The following is a 16,514-nucleotide window of genomic DNA, read 5'->3' as shown; positions in this document are numbered from 1 at the left end:
TCATATATTACTTTTACAAAAGGTGTGGTTACCTCTTATGAGGTTTCCACCTCCTTTTGAATTTATTAGTGGAGGTAGCAACAGTGTCTTTAAATCGAATTCTTGTTATTAATCCGGGTAGTACATCCACAAAAATCGGTGTTTTTGATAATGAAAGACCCGTTTTAGAAGAAACTATTCGTCATGACGAAGAACAGATTGGAAAATATAAGCGAATTATTGACCAATATGAGTTTCGTAAAGAAACGATCTTAGAAGTTCTACATTCTCACGGTATTAACATTTCAAAGTTAAACGCAGTTTGTGGACGCGGGGGATTACTTCGTCCAATCGAGGGCGGAACATACACAGTAAACGATGCGATGTTAGAAGATTTGAAAAATGGATTTAGCGGTCATCACGCTTCAAACCTTGGGGGCATTTTAGCATATGAAATTGCTTCTGGATTAAATATTCCGGCATTCATTGTAGACCCTGTCGTTGTAGATGAAATGGAGCCGGTTGCTCGTATAAGTGGTATCGCTGGTATGGAACGTAAAAGTATTTTTCATGCATTAAATCAAAAAGCAGTCGCTCGCAAAGTGGCTGAAGAATTAAACCACAAATATGAGGATTTAAATTTATTAGTTACACATATGGGCGGCGGTATTACAGTTGGTGTTCATAAAAAAGGAAAAGTTATCGATGTGAATAATGGTTTAAATGGAGAAGGACCATTTAGCCCAGAGCGTGCGGGTACAGTACCAGTAGGACAACTAGTTGAAATGTGTTTCTCTGGTGAGTATTACCGAGACGAAATGGTTAAAAAACTTGTCGGACAAGGTGGACTTGTAAGTCTTATTGGTACAAATGATGCGATTAAAGTAGAACAAATGGTTGAAAAAGGTGATCCTGAAGCAACTCTTATTTATAAAGCAATGGCGTATCAAGTTGCAAAAGAAATTGGTGGAGCTAGCGCTGTACTTCACGGGAAAATCGATGCAATTGTATTAACTGGTGGACTTGCTTACAGTAAAATTCTTGTTGATGAAATAAAAGAACGAGTAGACTGGATTGCAGATGTTATCGTACATCCAGGAGAAGATGAATTACAAGCATTAGCAGAAGGGGCACTTCGTGTACTACGTGAAGAAGAAGCTCCAAAAGAATATATTGTACGTGAAAAAGAAACGGTAGCTAGGGGTTGAGATAATGGCAAAAGAATATGATTTAGTCATCGTTGGCGGCGGTACTGGTGGATATGTTGCTGCTATTCGTGCATCACAACTAGGTTTAAAAACGGCACTTGTTGAAAAAGAAAATCTTGGTGGTACTTGTTTACACAAAGGATGTATTCCTAGTAAAGCCCTTTTACGTAGTGCGGAAGTATACGCAACTGCTAAGAAAAGTGAAGAGTTCGGGGTTATTGCAAGTAATGTAGAACTAAACTTTGCAAAAGTACAAGAGCGTAAAGAGAAGATTGTAACGCAACTTCATAAAGGTGTTCAGCACTTAATGAAACAAGGTAAAATTGATGTGTTTGAAGGTATTGGCCGTATTCTTGGTCCATCTATTTTCTCTCCGATGCCAGGGACAATTTCAGTTGAACTTGCAAGTGGAGAAGAGAATGAAATGTTAATTCCAAAAAATGTACTTATTGCAACAGGTTCTCGTCCAAATTCATTACCAGGTTTAGAATTAGACGGAGAGTACGTAATGTCTTCCGATCATGCCCTAAAAATGGAAACGCTTCCTAGTTCAATTATTATCGTTGGTGGCGGTGTAATCGGTATTGAGTGGGCATCTATGCTTGCTGACTTCGGTGTAGAAGTTACAGTATTAGAGTATGCGAAAACGATACTACCACTAGAAGATCAAGACGTTTCAAAAGAAATGCAACGTCTATTCAAGAAAAAAGGTATTAAAGTGGTAACTGGTGCAAAAGTATTACCAGAAACATTGGTAAAAGATAATGGAGTAACAATTCAAGCTGAACATAACGGTGAGAATAAAGAATTTAAAGCAGAAAAAATGCTTGTATCTGTAGGACGACAAGCCAATACGCAAAATATTGGTTTAGAGAATACGGATATCGTTGTGGAAAAAGGATACATTCAAACAAATGAGTTTTATCAAACGAAAGAATCTCATATTTACGCAATCGGTGATGTAATCGGTGGCTTACAGCTTGCTCACGTTGCTTCTCATGAAGGAATTGTTGCAGTAGAACATATTGCTGGTAAAGAAGTTACACCAATTGATTATTCTATGGTATCAAAATGCGTATATAGCAGTCCGGAAGTTGCTTCTGTCGGTTTAACAGAACAAGAAGCGAAAGAAAAAGGCTATAAGCTAAAAGTAGGTAAGTTCTCATTCCGTGCAATCGGAAAAGCGCTTGTATACGGCGAATCAGATGGTTTCGTAAAACTTGTAGTTGATGAAGAAACAAATGATATTCTCGGTGTTCATATGATTGGACCGCATGTAACAGATATGATTTCTGAAGCGGGTCTTGCAAGAGTACTTGATGCAACACCTTGGGAAGTAGCACATACAATTCATCCGCATCCATCATTATCTGAGGCGATTGGTGAAGCAGCATTAGCTGTAGATGGAAAAGCGTTACACGCATAAAAATGTGGATTTAGGAGGTTATGAAAAATGGCAGAAGTAAAAGAAAAGCGCCATGAAGAGCTTGGCTTAAGTGATGAGCAAGTATTAGAAATGTTCCGTACGATGTTACTTGCACGTAAAATTGACGAACGTATGTGGTTATTAAACCGTGCTGGTAAAATTCCATTCGTAATTTCTTGTCAAGGACAAGAGGCAGCACAAGTTGGAGCAGCATTCGCTCTTGATAGAGAGAAAGATTATGCATTACCATACTACCGTGATATGGGTGTTGTACTAGCGTTTGGTATGACAGCGAAAGAACTGATGCTATCTGGTTTCGCGAAAGCTGGAGATCCAAACTCTGGTGGTCGTCAAATGCCTGGTCACTTCGGTCAAAAGAAAAATCGTATTGTGACAGGTTCATCTCCAGTAACAACGCAAGTACCACATGCAGTTGGTATTGCATTAGCTGGAAAAATGGAAAAGAAAGATTTAGTAACGTTTGTTACATTCGGTGAAGGTTCTTCCAACCAAGGTGATTTCCATGAAGGTGCAAACTTTGCTGGCGTACACAAGTTACCTGTTATTTTTATGTGTGAAAATAATAAATACGCGATCTCTATTCCAGTTGAAAAACAATTAGCATGTAAAAATGTATCCGACCGTGCAATTGGATACGGTATGCCTGGATATACAGTAGACGGAAACGATCCGCTTGCAGTATATAAAGCTGTAAAAGAAGCAGCAGACCGTGGCCGCCGTGGTGAAGGTCCAACTTTAATTGAAACAGTATCATATCGTTTAACAGCACATTCAAGTGACGATGATGATCGTGTTTATCGTGATAAAGAAGAAGTAGAAGAAGCGAAGAAAAATGATTCAATTGTAACATTTGCTGCTTATTTAAAAGAGGTTGGCGTGTTAACTGAGGAATCTGAAAAACAAATGTTAGACGAAATTATGCATATCGTAAACGAAGCAACAGAATATGCAGAAAATGCTCCGTATGCAGCACCTGAAGATGCATTGAAGCACGTATACGCAGAATAGGGGGGAACGTTTCATGGCTGTAATGTCTTATATTGATGCTATTACATTAGCAATGCGCGAGGAAATGGAACGCGATGAGAAAGTATTCGTTTTAGGTGAAGATGTTGGTAAAAAAGGTGGCGTGTTTAAAGCGACACACGGATTATATGATCAATTTGGTGAAGATCGTGCGCTAGATACACCACTTGCAGAATCTGCAATCGCTGGGGTCGCAATTGGTGCAGCAATGTATGGAATGCGTCCAATCGCTGAAATGCAGTTTGCGGATTTCATCATGCCAGCAGTAAACCAAATTGTTTCTGAGGCAGCAAAAATTCGTTACCGTTCTAATAATGATTGGACTTGTCCAATTACAGTTCGTGCGCCATTTGGCGGCGGTGTTCACGGTGCATTGTATCATTCGCAATCTGTAGAAGCGATGTTTGCAAACCAACCTGGTTTAAAAATCGTTATCCCTTCTACACCATATGATGCAAAAGGCTTACTAAAAGCTGCAATTCGTGATGAAGATCCAGTATTATTCTTTGAGCATAAGCGTGCATATCGCTTAATTAAAGGTGAAGTGCCAGAAGATGATTACGTATTACCAATCGGAAAAGCAGATGTAAAACGTGAAGGTGATGATATTACTGTTATCACATACGGATTATGTGTTCATTTTGCTCTTCAAGCAGCTGAAAAGTTAGCACAAGATGGCATCTCTGCACACATTCTTGATTTACGTACTGTATATCCATTAGATAAAGAAGCAATCATTGAAGCAGCTTCTAAAACAGGTAAAGTTCTTCTTGTAACAGAAGACAATAAAGAAGGAAGTATTATGAGTGAAGTGGCAGCAATTATTGCTGAAAACTGTCTGTTTGATTTAGATGCACCAATCGCACGTCTTGCAGGTCCAGACGTTCCAGCAATGCCATATGCACCAACAATGGAAAAATTCTTTATGGTAAATCCAGATAAAGTTGAAAAAGCAATGCGCGAGCTTGCGGAATTTTAATCGGGGGGACTATACATGGCTGTAGAAAATATTACAATGCCTCAGCTCGGGGAGAGCGTTACAGAGGGTACAATTAGTAAATGGCTCGTGAATGTTGGCGATCACGTAAACAAATATGATCCGCTTGCAGAAGTAATGACTGATAAAGTAAACGCTGAAGTACCATCTTCTTTCACTGGTATTGTGAAAGAGTTAATTGCTGCTGAAGGTGATACGTTAGCTGTAGGTGAAGTAGTTTGTGTAATTCAAGTAGAAGGCGCAGATGAAGTAGCAGCAACAGCTGTTGAGGAAAAAACAAAAGAAGAATCAAAGGCAGAAGTAGCTACGCCTGAAAAAGCACCGAAAGCAAAACAACCAACTGATGGAAAACCTCGTTTTTCACCAGCTGTGTTAAAACTTGCGGGTGAGCATAACGTTGATTTAGATCAAGTAGAAGGTACGGGGGCAAACGGCCGTATCACTCGTAAAGATATTTTAAAGCTAGTGGAATCTGGAAATATTCCGCAAGCAGGTGCGGCGAAGAAAGAGGAAGCGGTAGCAGCAGTAGTAGAAGCGCGTCCAGAAGCACCAAAAGCAGCGCCAGTAGCGCAAAAAGTAGAATCTGCGAAACCAGTTTCTGTACCAACAATGCCTGGCGATATCGAAATTCCAGTAACAGGTGTGCGTAAAGCAATCGCAGCGAACATGTTACGTAGTAAACACGAAGCGCCACACGCTTGGATGATGATTGAAGTAGATGTGACAAACCTTGTGTCATACCGTAATTCAATTAAAGGTGATTTCAAAAAGCGTGAAGGCTTTAACTTAACGTTCTTTGCTTTCTTCGTAAAAGCAGTAGCACAAGCGTTAAAAGAATACCCTCAAATTAATTCAATGTGGGCTGGCGATAAAATTGTTCAGAAGAAAGATATTAACCTTTCTATCGCTGTTGCAACAGAGGACGAACTATTTGTACCAGTAATTAAACACGCGGACGAGAAGACAATTAAAGGTATCGCTCGTGAAATTACAGAGCTTGCAGGAAAAGTACGTACGAAATCGTTAAAAGCGGACGAAATGCAAGGCGGAACGTTTACAATTAATAACACAGGATCATTCGGTTCTGTTCAATCTATGGGTATTATTAATTACCCACAAGCGGCTATTTTACAAGTTGAATCAATTGTAAAACGCCCAGTAATTATGGATAATGGCATGTTTGGTGCTCGCGACATGGTTAACTTATGTTTATCACTTGATCACCGTGTACTAGATGGCTTAATTTGTGGTAAGTTCTTAGGACGTGTAAAAGAAATTTTAGAAAATACGTCAGAAAATAATACATCTGTATACTAATAAAAAGCTCGCTTATGGCGAGCTTTTTATTATCTTATTTCTTCATTTGCATCCTACTATATGTATAATACCTTTCCCAGTAATCTTACAATGAACGATTATGTATTAGGAATTTATGAAAATACATTGCTGATATATGGTATATGGATATAAAATAAGAAAAGAATAATTTTTTTGGCAAATCTTACTGATGAAACTGTAGTATAATATATTGTATTGTATGAAAAAGAGAGTTATTCTATATAAGTGTTTTATAGATAATGTGTAATCAGTCGTCAAAACATGAAGAATGTTGACTCCTGGTTTTTTATTTTGCTGTAACAATGTTTCAGGAGGATGTCATGAAAAGAAGTACCGAGTTTTTAAAAAGTTTAGATGTAAAATTAATTTTAATTTTGTGTGCATTATGTGTTACGAGTATAGCTGCTATATATAGCAGTCAGCAAACAGGACAATATGGAGATGCAAACTTTGCGATGAAACAGGGTTTGAACTACATAATTGGAGCTGTCTTGTTATTACTTGTTGCAAGCATCGACTTAGATCAATTGCAAAAATTGTCTTGGCCACTTTATATCGTTGGGTTTGCCTCACTTATTCTTTTGAAAATACTACCGGTTTCCACTTTCACACCTGAAAAATTAGGTGCAAAAAGATGGTTTGTATTTCCGCTAGTTGGACAAATTCAGCCGTCTGAGTTTTTCAAAATTTCATTGCTTCTCGTAGTAGCAAGTATAGCAGTGAAACATAATGCGCAGTATATGGCAAGGACATTCCAAACGGATTTAAAACTAGTAGGTAAAATTATGCTAGTATCCCTTCCGCCTATGGCTGTTGTATATAGCCAACCGGATACAGGTATGGTGTTCTTATACGCTGCTGCCATTGCATGTATTTTATTTATGTCAGGTATTCAGAAGAAATTGATAGCGTTATGTACAGTTATTCCAGTCACCATATTATCTACGTTAATATTTATTTACGTAAGGTATGAAGATTTCTTCTTTAATAAGTTAGTTACGTTACTAAAACCGCACCAACAATCACGTATTTTAGGTTGGTTAGATCCATTCGAACATACAGATCAAGGTTATCAAACACAGCAATCGATTTTAGCTGTAGGTAGTGGAGGCATGGAAGGTAAAGGGTTCCGGGAAGGAAGCGTCTATATTCCAGAGAAACACACTGACTTTATTTTCGCTACAATTGCTGAAGAAGGTGGATTTATCGTAGCAGCGTTAGTTGTATTCTTGTTCCTATTACTACTATATAGAACAATTATTATCGGTTATTCTGCTGATAATTTATTCGGTACATTATTATGTGCTGGATCAATTGGGATATTAACGGTTCAAATATTCCAAAATATCGGTATGATTGTTGGATTAATGCCTGTAAAAGGGATTGCATTACCTTTCTTATCGTATGGGGGAAGTTCCTTGTTCTCGAATATGATTATGATGGGTCTCATATTATCGGTACGAAAAACGTATAAAAAGTATATGTTTTCCGTTAAGTAAAAAAAGCTGGTTCGTTTTTAAACGAACCAGCTTTTTTACATATATACGCATAAACGTTGCAAACTAAAACAGACTAGCAGTTTGGGATGTAAGGAGTGCAAAGTGATGCATATGCATATTTTTGAGGGAGCACGGCATCTTTCTAATAGTGAATGGGTTATTCGGGCTATTATAGCATACATATTTTTAATATTAGTTGCGAAAGCAATGGGGCAAAGGTCCATCGCACAACTTCGCTTTTTAGATGTTGTATTGGTGTTATTGCTTGGCGGGAATATTTCTAACGCATTGTCTGATGAAAAAGTAGGATTAATGGGCTCGATGATTACAACGTTTATACTCGTTGTACTTCATATTATAAGTTCAGTTTTAATGTTGAAATGGGATAGATGGAGACGCTTTTTAGAGCCAGCACCTATCATTCTTATACACAACGGCTCCATTGATTTTAGCAATTTGAAAAAAGCGAGAATTACCGTGGAATATTTATTTTCAGAACTTCGTATGCGAAATGTGAGCGATATTCAAACGATCAAATTAGCATTATGGGAAGCGAACGGTGTCGTTTCTATATTTCGGTATCCAGAATATGAGGCAGTGTCCCGACTTGATCTAAAAGTGGCGGGAAAAAAATCTCCAGTTTCTTTTGTATTAGTAAAGGATGGGAGCATTCAGCAAGATGTTCTTGCTTTATTAGGGAAAACAGAAGAATGGGCGAGAGAATTTCTAGAGAAAAACGCAGAAGTTGAATCCATTTTGTTAGCTACAGTAGATGAAGCACATAAAATAAATATTTTGTTAAAAAAATGAAAAATATACGCATTTTGTCGTTTCATACATATGATACAATAGTGTGGACAACGAAAAAGGAGGGATACGATGGGATATGTAGAAGAATTACGGAAAATAGTTGGTCATCGCCCTTTAATTTTAGTTGGTGCTGTTGTACTTGTTATAAATGAAAATAGATATGTATTATTACAACAAAGAACAGAGCCTTACGGAAAATGGGGACTGCCTGGCGGATTAATGGAGCTTAGTGAATCACCAGAAGAAACTGCTTTTCGTGAAGTATACGAAGAAACAGGAATAAAGGTGAAGAACCTACGATTAATCAATGTGTTTTCTGGAGCGAACTATTTTACAAAATTAGCAAACGGTGATGAATTTCAATCTGTAACGACTGCTTATTATACAGATGAATACGACGGAGATTTTGTTATGAACAAAGAAGAAGCGGTTCAGCTTAAATTCTTCCCTCTAACAGAACTACCTGACTATATTGTTGGGTCGCATAAAAAAATGATTAGTGAATATATGAAGATTATGGAAAAAAAGATATAATAATAGTGAAAGAAATACAAAAACACAGTTCTGGTTGGTAGTCCAGACGCATGATTTCATGTCAGTAACCTTCCCCTCCGGGATGTCCCGTATTTCTAATTTTTTTTAGGGGGGGGCTGTCAATGGATTTGACAGTATATCACGATGGCCAATTTTTTGTTGGAATCATTACATGTAAAGAAAAAGGGAAGTTGTATGGAGCGAGGTATATTTTTGGAACGGAACCTTCAGACGAAGAAGTGCTTATATTTGTGAGCGGTTCAATGTTAGCGTATTTTCAGCACTTTGCAAAATGTGGCGTGGAAGTGAAAGAAAAACAGCGTCCCAAAAACATAAAGCGGATCATACGACAAGCTGCAAAAGAAGTAAATGTAAACCGCTTTACTAAGGCGCAAGAGGCAATTAGCTTATCTTATGAACTGCATAAACAAGAAAAGAAAGTGCAATCTAAGGAGAAGCGAGAGGCTGAAAAACAAAGAAGACGTTTAATCAAAGTACAAAAAGCAAAGCAAAAACATCGTGGTCATTAAGAAAAGGTGTTAGAGCAAGAGCTCTAACACCTTTTCTATGCTGAAATACAAGTAAACTTACTTGTATTTCATAAACATTAACTGGTAAGATACAAATAGGTAGTTTTAGAGGAGGGAAAAGATTGATTAATTTTAACTTTTTTATGAATGATGTTGTCCGCCAAGCGCGTGAAGAGATTGTCTCTGCTGGATATACAGAATTGACGACGCCAGAAGCAGTAGACGAAGCGTTTAAAAGAAATGGAACAACACTTGTAATGGTAAACTCTGTATGTGGTTGTGCAGGCGGTATTGCTCGTCCTGCTGCTGCGCATTCTGTACATTATGATAAACGTCCTAACCACCTTGTAACGGTGTTTGCAGGTCAAGATAAAGAAGCGACAGCAAGAGCTCGTGAATATTTCGAAGGGTATCCACCATCTTCTCCATCATTTGCTTTATTAAAAGATGGAAAAATTGTAACGATGGTAGAGCGTCATGAAATTGAAGGTCATGAACCGATGCAAGTTATTGCAAAACTACAATCGTATTTCGAAGAGAATTGTGAAGAACTATAATCAGTAGAGGTGGTTCATCCCAACTGATTATAAGTCCTTATAAAAATAAATGAAAAGGCGGTACGTCCACACTCAAGTGGATGTACCGCCTTTTTTTATTTCGTATTAAAATTTGTGGGAGATGCATAGTTTTGTTATTTTATGCATCTTTTTATACATTAATAACTGTATTTTCACTTGTTTTATATTTATTTTTATTTTATATATTGCATAAAAATAAAAGTGCTGATACAATACAAACATCGAATAAATATTCTATTAAACTTTTAAATATACATTATTAGGGGGAAGAAAGATGAAGAAGTTATTATCGATATCGTTTGCACTTATTTTAATTGTAAGTATGTTCAGTGCTTGTAGTAATGGGGAAGAAAAGGCTACTGGAAAAAATAAAAAAGTACTGGTTATGGGGACTTCAGCAGATTATAAACCGTATGAATACGTAGAAGCTTCAAAAAGTGATGAAATTATCGGCTTTGATGTTGATGTTGCTAAATATATCGGAAAAGAACTTGGTTATGAAGTGAAAGTGAAAGATATGGACTTTGGTGGTTTATTAGCATCTCTTAGCTCAGGAAAAGTTGATTTCGTAATGGCAGGTATGACGCCAACTGCAGAGCGTAAAAATAATGTTGATTTCACAGATATTTATTTCGTTGCGAAAAACATGGTCGTTTCTAAAAAGGATTCTAACATTCAATCTGTAGAGGATTTAAAAGGGAAAAAAGTAGGGGTACAAACAGGATCAATTCAAGAAGAGAAAGCAGCAGAATTTAAAAAACAAGTAGATTTCAAAGTTGAGGGACGTGACCGTATACCAGAAATCGTACAAGAAATTAAAGCTGGTCGTTTTGACGCTGCAATTATAGAAGATACAGTTGCTAAAAATTATTTAGAAAAAATGAAAGAATTACAAGGAATTGAAATTAAAGAAGCACCAGAAGAAGTAGGAGCAGCAATTGCCCTTCCGAAAAACAGTGACAAAACAGCTGAATTTAATAAAGTAATTAAAAAAATGCAAGAAAATGGAGAAATGGATAAATTAGTGAAGAAATGGTTTGGCAGCGAAAAATAAGCTGCCTTTCACTTTTCTGTGAGGGGAATGAAAAGAATGAACTTAGATTTTTCGGCGATTACGCCTTCGATACCGTATATATTAAAAGGTCTAGAAGTTACTTTGAAAATTGTAGCAGTATCAGCTTTAGCAGGGTTTCTTTTAGGGACGTTATTAGCACTTTGCAAAATTGCTAGAATACGAGCGTTAAATATAGCGGCAGACCTTTATACATCAATTTTCCGTGGTACACCACTTGTATTGCAATTAATGATTATTTATTTCGGTGTCCCGCAAATAATTGGTTATGAAATACCGGCATTCTTAGCAGCTGTACTTGCATTTAGCTTAAATTCAGGTGCATATATGTCAGAAGTAATCCGTGCCGGCATTCAAGCGGTTGATAAAGGACAAACAGAAGCGGCGATGGCTTTAGGAATTCCATACGGAAAAATGATGCGAAATATCATTTTTCCTCAAGCTTTAAAAAATATATTACCGGCACTTGTAAACGAGTTTGCGACACTTACGAAAGAATCGGCTGTAGTAACAGTAATAGGCGCAACGGATTTAATGCGCCGTGCTTACATCGTAGGCGGGGAGACATTTAAATATCTTGAACCATTACTTTTTGTTGGACTCATTTATTATATGCTAGTCATTATTCTTACATTAGTCGGGAAGGCAATTGAAGGGAGAATGAAGAAAAGTGATTAAAATTGAAAACCTTCATAAATCATTTGGAAAAAACGAAGTATTAAAAGGAATTACAACAACGATTGGAAAAGGGGAAGTAGTAGCGATTATTGGACCGTCTGGATCAGGGAAATCAACATTTTTACGTTGTATGAATGTGTTAGAAGCACCGACAAATGGTCACATTTGGATTGGAACGGAAGAAGTAACGAATCCGAAAACGAATATTATGCACGTCCGTGAAAATGTCGGAATGGTATTTCAGCATTTCCACCTATTTCCTCATATGACTGTATTAGAAAATATTACGTATGCTCCTATCAATGTAAAAGGAGTAACGAAACAAGAAGCTGAAAAGAAAGCCGAAAAACTTTTAGAAAAGGTCGGCTTATTAGATAAAAAAGATACGTATCCGAATCGTCTTTCTGGCGGACAAAAGCAACGTGTAGCAATTGCAAGAGCGTTAGCAATGGAACCAGAAGTAATGTTATTTGATGAACCGACATCAGCACTAGATCCAGAGATGGTAAAAGAAGTGCTAGAAGTTATGAAATCATTAGTTACGACAGGAATGACAATGGCAATTGTTACACATGAAATGGGATTTGCAAAAGAAGTAGCAGATCGTGTTCTCTTTTTAGATGGTGGAAAACTTGTAGAAGATAGTGCGCCAGCAGAATTTTTTGCAGCACCGAAAAGTGAGCGTGCACAACAATTTTTACAAAAAATATTGTAATATGTAAAGTATACGTGAATAATAAGTAGAAAAGGATGACATTGTGTCATCCTTTTTTTATACTAACTGTAAATACGTTTATACATATAGGAGCAATGCTATGTTCAAAATTGGATACCGTACAGTAAAAACAGCAATAGGGACAGGCGCAGCCGTTTTTATTGCTCAGTTATTAGGATTAGAATTTTATAGTTCAGCGGGTATTTTAGTTATATTATGTGTACAAAATACGAAACGTAAATCACTTCAAGTATCGTTACATCGTTTTTTAGCTTGTGTATTATCAATGGTGTTCGCATTTTGTATTTTTGAGACAATTGGATATACACCACTAGCAATTAGCGTATTATTACTTACATTTATTCCGACTGCAGTTATGCTTAAAATTCAAGAAGGTATTGTTACGAGTTCAGTTATTGTGATGCATCTATATTCATTGAAACAAATTACATGGCTTATTGTTGGAAATGAAATTGCGATATTAACGATAGGGATTAGCGTGGCTCTCTTAGTGAATATGTATATGCCAAGTAGTGAAAATAAACTAAAAGAGTATCAAGATAAAATAGAAAGTAATTTTAAAACGATTTTGTTTGAAATGGTTGTGTATTTACGAAATCGAGAAAGTAGTTGGAGCGGGGCAGAACTTATTGAAACTGAACAGATGCTAAATGAAGCTAGAGATTTATCGTTTAAGAAACTTGAGAATGCATTTATGCGAGAAGATGATTATTACTATCGTTATTTTAATATGCGCATGCAACAATTCGAAATTTTAGAGCGAATGATTCCGTTAGCAGCTTCTTTATCGTGGACATATGAACAAGCTGACATGATTGCCGATGTGGTTGAAAACATTAGTAATGCTATTAGCCCTCAGAGTACCGGGGTTATTTCTTTAAGACAGCTTCAAGAAATGAGAGAATTATTTAGAGAGATGCCATTGCCGGCTACACGTGAAGAATTTGAGATACGTGCGAAACTTGTTCAACTTGTATACGAAATGGAACAATATTTACTCATTAAAAGTCGTTTTAAGGGAAAGGATAATATAAAAGAACTTATATAGAAGGTAGGAATTATTTATGCCGTATCTTCTCTCTTTCCTATTATGTCTTTCTTTATCGCCTATTTGGCCCCTTGGTGATAATCCACGTGCCGGTGATCCTTTTATTATTGTAAATAAAGCGACGAATAAACTAGCTTATATTGACGATGGGAAGATTCAAAAGGTTTTTCCAGTCGCGACAGGAAAAACAAATGAATTAACCCCAGAGGGAACTTTTGATATTGTAATGAAAGCAAAGGATCCGTATTATATTGCAAAGGATATTCCAGGGGGATCACCGAAAAATCCACTTGGATCTAGGTGGATGGGATTTAATGCACGAGGAACTGATGGGAGTAAATATGGAATACATGGAACAAACCAACCGAGTTCAATTGGAAAGTATATTTCACAAGGGTGTATAAGAATGAAGAAAAATGATGTGGAGTATTTATTTGATCGTACTCCAATTGGAACGAAAGTGTGGATTGTAAAATCGAAAAAGTCATTTCAGCAATTGGCAAAAGAAAAAGGAGCCATTGCATATGAAAAAGCCAACGAAAAAGTTGGTTTTTTCTATTGTAATAAGTTGTCTTGACATGTGTACATAACCATGCGTTAATGAGAGTATAGAAAGATCAAATTAGATAAAGGAGTTGCTCATATGTACTTGAATCCAAAACTTTCGTATATGCAGTTTTTTATGGGATTTTTATTTATTATTACATTCATATTGGCAACTTTTAATATATGTTCTTATCTTGTAGCGATTGTATGTATGGCATTACTTAATCTTACTTTTGTTATTGGGGCATTTCAGCAGAAACAATATACAAGTTTTGTGATAGCACTTGTAATGTCATTTTCCTTTAGTATTGTAGCGATTGTGCTTTACATAAAATAAACCATCTCGATTTCGAGATGGTTTATTTTATTATGTGTAAAAAGCAAAAAAAGGACGAACAGAACGTCCTTTTTACCAAAACATACTTGCGCCAGCAAGTAATGTTGTTACAAGCATAGAAATTAGCATTACATAAATCATAACTTTTTGAGCTTTTTTATGCATCGTTAAACCTCCTTGCAAATCAGTACAATATCATTGTAACGAGAAATGATATTGTGGACAAGGGGGAGAGAAATGACAAAATTCGAGAAGTGTGTGTAAAGTATAACAGGAAATTTGTATGTACGTAGAGAATATATAAGAATGATAGGGTATAAGTTTTTTGTTATGCAAGCTGAAGAATGGAGATACGATGATGAAAATATATGAAACAAATCGTTTACATTTAAGGGAAATTGATGAGTCGTATGCTGAAAAAGTTCTTCAATATTACGACAGAAATCGTGAATTTTTAAAAGCCTGGGAAGAGTATAGACCGGATGATTTTTTTACGTTAGATTATCAAAAGAAAAAGTTACAAAAGGATAGAAAAGAGATCGCAGAAGGTAAAATCATCAGGCTTTGGATTTTTAAAAAAGGTGATGATACGAAAATAATTGGATGTATTTCATTTAATTTAATTGTTCGTGGAATTTACCAATCTTGTGTACTCGGCTATAAATTAGATAAGGAAGAGTTAAACAAAGGTTATACGACAGAAGCGCTTAGAAAAGCGATTCAAGTTGCTTTTGAGGAATTTCAATTACATCGTATAGAAGCACCGATTATGCCACGAAATTTAGCATCTATACAAGTAGTGACGAAGATAGGTTTTCAGTATGAGGGCGTGTCTAGGAAGATGTTAATGGTTAATGGAGTGTGGGAAGATCATATGCGCTGGGTATTGTTAAATGAGTAATAGAAAGCAGATGGTTATCTAGACATATAAACCGTCTGTTTTTTGTCTTGTATTTCGAAACTTTTGCGAAATTCTGTTATAATTAACAGTGTTACATACATAATGGTAGTGCAGGAGGCGCAGTCTTATGATTAATCAAGAACGTTTAGTAAATGAATTTATGGAATTAGTACAAGTAGATTCTGAAACGAAATTTGAAGCAGAAATTTGCAAAGTATTAACAAAGAAATTTACAGATTTAGGTGTAGAAGTATTTGAAGATGACACAATGGCTGTTACTGGGCATGGTGCAGGTAACTTAATTTGTACATTACCAGCAACAAAAGATGGTGTTGATACAATTTACTTTACTTCTCATATGGATACAGTAGTTCCTGGTAATGGAATTAAGCCTTCTATTAAAGATGGATATATCGTATCAGATGGTACTACAATTTTAGGTGCGGATGATAAAGCAGGATTAGCATCAATGTTCGAAGCAATCCGTGTTTTAAAAGAGAAAAATATCCCTCATGGTACAATTGAATTTATTATTACAGTTGGAGAAGAATCTGGTCTTGTTGGTGCAAAAGCATTAGATCGTGAGCGCATTACAGCGAAATACGGTTATGCATTAGATAGCGATGGAAAAGTTGGTGAAATCGTTGTTGCAGCTCCAACACAAGCGAAAGTGAATGCAATTATTCGCGGAAAAACAGCTCACGCTGGTGTAGCACCAGAAAAAGGTGTATCTGCAATTACTATCGCAGCGAAAGCAATTGCGAAGATGCCACTTGGACGTATTGATTCTGAAACAACTGCAAATATTGGACGTTTTGAAGGTGGTACACAAACGAATATCGTTTGCGATCATGTGCAAATCTTTGCAGAAGCGCGTTCTTTAATCAATGAAAAAATGGAAGCACAAGTTGCGAAAATGAAAGAAGCATTTGAAACAACTGCAAAAGAAATGGGCGGTCAAGCAGACGTTGAAGTAAACGTTATGTATCCAGGATTTAAATTTGCTGATGGCGATCACGTTGTAGAAGTTGCAAAACGTGCAGCTGAAAAAATTGGTCGTACACCTTCTCTTCACCAAAGTGGTGGCGGAAGTGATGCAAACGTAATTGCAGGACACGGTATTCCAACAGTTAACTTAGCAGTTGGCTATGAAGAAATTCATACAACAAACGAGAAGATTCCTGTTGAAGAATTAGCAAAAACAGCAGAATTAGTTGTTGCAATTATTGAAGAAGTAGCGAAGTAATGTA

General features: G+C 36.5%; 19 protein-coding genes. 18 read left to right on the top strand and 1 reads right to left on the bottom strand.

The features are described from left to right. Positions 1 to 83 precede the first annotated feature (83 nt). The 16 genes from buk to ACTFRN_RS03435 all read left to right on the top strand — a co-directional run bounded on the left by buk (position 84) and on the right by ACTFRN_RS03435 (position 14,363). Positions 84 to 1,187 carry a butyrate kinase gene (gene buk, locus ACTFRN_RS03510; RefSeq protein WP_088106418.1) on the top strand — a complete coding sequence of 368 codons (1,104 nt, stop codon included), beginning with the start codon at positions 84 to 86 and terminating at the stop codon, positions 1,185 to 1,187. A 4-nt stretch (positions 1,188 to 1,191) separates the two neighbouring features. Further along, on the top strand, positions 1,192 to 2,613 hold the full coding sequence (gene lpdA / locus ACTFRN_RS03505; RefSeq protein ID WP_001051291.1) for a dihydrolipoyl dehydrogenase: 1,422 nt from the start codon (positions 1,192 to 1,194) through the stop codon (positions 2,611 to 2,613). 27 nt (positions 2,614 to 2,640) lie between these two features. Beyond that, on the top strand, positions 2,641 to 3,642 hold the full coding sequence (gene bfmBAA / locus ACTFRN_RS03500; protein WP_000852555.1) for a 3-methyl-2-oxobutanoate dehydrogenase subunit alpha: 1,002 nt from the start codon (positions 2,641 to 2,643) through the stop codon (positions 3,640 to 3,642). Between the two features lie 13 nt (positions 3,643 to 3,655). Beyond that, the gene (bfmBAB, locus tag ACTFRN_RS03495; protein ID WP_000290076.1) at positions 3,656 to 4,639 is read left to right on the top strand and encodes a 3-methyl-2-oxobutanoate dehydrogenase subunit beta; all 984 of its coding nucleotides are present in this window, start codon (positions 3,656 to 3,658) and stop codon (positions 4,637 to 4,639) included. Positions 4,640 to 4,654: 15 nt separating this feature from the next. Then, on the top strand, positions 4,655 to 5,974 hold the full coding sequence (locus ACTFRN_RS03490) for a dihydrolipoamide acetyltransferase family protein (RefSeq protein ID WP_000257637.1): 1,320 nt from the start codon (positions 4,655 to 4,657) through the stop codon (positions 5,972 to 5,974). Between the two features lie 341 nt (positions 5,975 to 6,315). Beyond that, positions 6,316 to 7,494 (top strand): FtsW/RodA/SpoVE family cell cycle protein, encoded by a 1,179-nt coding sequence (locus ACTFRN_RS03485; RefSeq protein ID WP_000831185.1) that lies wholly within the window; start codon positions 6,316 to 6,318, stop codon positions 7,492 to 7,494. Between the two features lie 105 nt (positions 7,495 to 7,599). After that, positions 7,600 to 8,304: a DUF421 domain-containing protein gene (locus tag ACTFRN_RS03480; RefSeq protein ID WP_000550967.1), complete on the top strand. Its 705-nt coding sequence runs from the start codon at positions 7,600 to 7,602 to the stop codon at positions 8,302 to 8,304. Positions 8,305 to 8,373: 69 nt separating this feature from the next. Next, positions 8,374 to 8,838 carry an NUDIX hydrolase gene (locus ACTFRN_RS03475; protein WP_014481752.1) on the top strand — a complete coding sequence of 155 codons (465 nt, stop codon included), beginning with the start codon at positions 8,374 to 8,376 and terminating at the stop codon, positions 8,836 to 8,838. A 122-nt stretch (positions 8,839 to 8,960) separates the two neighbouring features. After that, complete coding sequence (locus ACTFRN_RS03470; RefSeq protein ID WP_049112511.1) at positions 8,961 to 9,368, top strand: YjdF family protein; 408 nt, start codon at positions 8,961 to 8,963, stop codon at positions 9,366 to 9,368. 143 nt (positions 9,369 to 9,511) lie between these two features. Then, positions 9,512 to 9,925 (top strand): BrxA/BrxB family bacilliredoxin, encoded by a 414-nt coding sequence (locus ACTFRN_RS03465; protein ID WP_001998211.1) that lies wholly within the window; start codon positions 9,512 to 9,514, stop codon positions 9,923 to 9,925. A 295-nt stretch (positions 9,926 to 10,220) separates the two neighbouring features. After that, positions 10,221 to 11,000 carry a transporter substrate-binding domain-containing protein gene (locus ACTFRN_RS03460; RefSeq protein WP_000735475.1) on the top strand — a complete coding sequence of 260 codons (780 nt, stop codon included), beginning with the start codon at positions 10,221 to 10,223 and terminating at the stop codon, positions 10,998 to 11,000. A gap of 36 nt (positions 11,001 to 11,036) precedes the next feature. Beyond that, positions 11,037 to 11,696 carry an amino acid ABC transporter permease gene (locus ACTFRN_RS03455; RefSeq protein ID WP_001046921.1) on the top strand — a complete coding sequence of 220 codons (660 nt, stop codon included), beginning with the start codon at positions 11,037 to 11,039 and terminating at the stop codon, positions 11,694 to 11,696. Continuing rightward, positions 11,689 to 12,411: an amino acid ABC transporter ATP-binding protein gene (locus ACTFRN_RS03450; protein WP_000590225.1), complete on the top strand. Its 723-nt coding sequence runs from the start codon at positions 11,689 to 11,691 to the stop codon at positions 12,409 to 12,411. The genes ACTFRN_RS03455 and ACTFRN_RS03450 overlap by 8 nt, the downstream gene beginning before the upstream one ends. Before the next feature lie 100 nt (positions 12,412 to 12,511). Continuing rightward, a complete protein-coding gene (locus ACTFRN_RS03445; RefSeq protein WP_000472684.1) occupies positions 12,512 to 13,480 on the top strand; it encodes an aromatic acid exporter family protein in 969 nt (322 codons plus the stop codon). Between the two features lie 16 nt (positions 13,481 to 13,496). Further along, entirely contained in the window at positions 13,497 to 14,057 is a 561-nt protein-coding gene (locus tag ACTFRN_RS03440; RefSeq protein WP_001146557.1) for a L,D-transpeptidase, read from the top strand. A 66-nt stretch (positions 14,058 to 14,123) separates the two neighbouring features. Continuing rightward, complete coding sequence (locus ACTFRN_RS03435) at positions 14,124 to 14,363, top strand: DUF3894 domain-containing protein (protein WP_000281165.1); 240 nt, start codon at positions 14,124 to 14,126, stop codon at positions 14,361 to 14,363. Positions 14,364 to 14,435: 72 nt separating this feature from the next. Here the strand turns inward: ACTFRN_RS03435 and prli42 are convergent, their stop codons facing one another. Next, positions 14,436 to 14,528: a stressosome-associated protein Prli42 gene (prli42, locus tag ACTFRN_RS03430; protein WP_000549038.1), complete on the bottom strand. Its 93-nt coding sequence runs from the start codon at positions 14,526 to 14,528 to the stop codon at positions 14,436 to 14,438. A gap of 190 nt (positions 14,529 to 14,718) precedes the next feature. Here prli42 and ACTFRN_RS03425 point away from each other — a divergent pair, with 190 nt between their 5' ends. Then, a complete protein-coding gene (locus ACTFRN_RS03425; protein WP_001993297.1) occupies positions 14,719 to 15,264 on the top strand; it encodes a GNAT family N-acetyltransferase in 546 nt (181 codons plus the stop codon). Positions 15,265 to 15,391: 127 nt separating this feature from the next. After that, complete coding sequence (locus ACTFRN_RS03420) at positions 15,392 to 16,510, top strand: tripeptidase T (RefSeq protein WP_000609810.1); 1,119 nt, start codon at positions 15,392 to 15,394, stop codon at positions 16,508 to 16,510. Positions 16,511 to 16,514: the final 4 nt, after the last annotated feature.

This window comes from Bacillus cereus group sp. MYBK245-2 (assembly GCF_051916145.1).
Lineage (GTDB): Bacteria > Bacillota > Bacilli > Bacillales > Bacillaceae_G > Bacillus_A > Bacillus_A pacificus.
This window is presented reverse-complemented; position numbering and strand designations above follow the sequence as displayed.

Excerpts from the sequence above, each read along its gene's own strand:
- lpdA (WP_001051291.1), top strand. The coding sequence starts at position 1,192 with ATGGCAAAAGAATATGATTTAGTCATCGTTGGCGGCGGTACTGGTGGA.
- bfmBAA (WP_000852555.1), top strand. The coding sequence starts at position 2,641 with ATGGCAGAAGTAAAAGAAAAGCGCCATGAAGAGCTTGGCTTAAGTGAT.
- bfmBAB (WP_000290076.1), top strand. The coding sequence starts at position 3,656 with ATGGCTGTAATGTCTTATATTGATGCTATTACATTAGCAATGCGCGAG.
- ACTFRN_RS03490 (WP_000257637.1), top strand. The coding sequence starts at position 4,655 with ATGGCTGTAGAAAATATTACAATGCCTCAGCTCGGGGAGAGCGTTACA.
- ACTFRN_RS03485 (WP_000831185.1), top strand. The coding sequence starts at position 6,316 with ATGAAAAGAAGTACCGAGTTTTTAAAAAGTTTAGATGTAAAATTAATT.
- ACTFRN_RS03480 (WP_000550967.1), top strand. The coding sequence starts at position 7,600 with ATGCATATGCATATTTTTGAGGGAGCACGGCATCTTTCTAATAGTGAA.
- ACTFRN_RS03475 (WP_014481752.1), top strand. The coding sequence starts at position 8,374 with ATGGGATATGTAGAAGAATTACGGAAAATAGTTGGTCATCGCCCTTTA.
- ACTFRN_RS03470 (WP_049112511.1), top strand. The coding sequence starts at position 8,961 with ATGGATTTGACAGTATATCACGATGGCCAATTTTTTGTTGGAATCATT.
- ACTFRN_RS03465 (WP_001998211.1), top strand. The coding sequence starts at position 9,512 with ATGAATGATGTTGTCCGCCAAGCGCGTGAAGAGATTGTCTCTGCTGGA.
- ACTFRN_RS03460 (WP_000735475.1), top strand. The coding sequence starts at position 10,221 with ATGAAGAAGTTATTATCGATATCGTTTGCACTTATTTTAATTGTAAGT.
- ACTFRN_RS03455 (WP_001046921.1), top strand. The coding sequence starts at position 11,037 with ATGAACTTAGATTTTTCGGCGATTACGCCTTCGATACCGTATATATTA.
- ACTFRN_RS03445 (WP_000472684.1), top strand. The coding sequence starts at position 12,512 with ATGTTCAAAATTGGATACCGTACAGTAAAAACAGCAATAGGGACAGGC.
- ACTFRN_RS03440 (WP_001146557.1), top strand. The coding sequence starts at position 13,497 with ATGCCGTATCTTCTCTCTTTCCTATTATGTCTTTCTTTATCGCCTATT.
- ACTFRN_RS03435 (WP_000281165.1), top strand. The coding sequence starts at position 14,124 with ATGTACTTGAATCCAAAACTTTCGTATATGCAGTTTTTTATGGGATTT.
- prli42 (WP_000549038.1), bottom strand. The coding sequence starts at position 14,528 with ATGCATAAAAAAGCTCAAAAAGTTATGATTTATGTAATGCTAATTTCT.
- ACTFRN_RS03425 (WP_001993297.1), top strand. The coding sequence starts at position 14,719 with ATGATGAAAATATATGAAACAAATCGTTTACATTTAAGGGAAATTGAT.
- ACTFRN_RS03420 (WP_000609810.1), top strand. The coding sequence starts at position 15,392 with ATGATTAATCAAGAACGTTTAGTAAATGAATTTATGGAATTAGTACAA.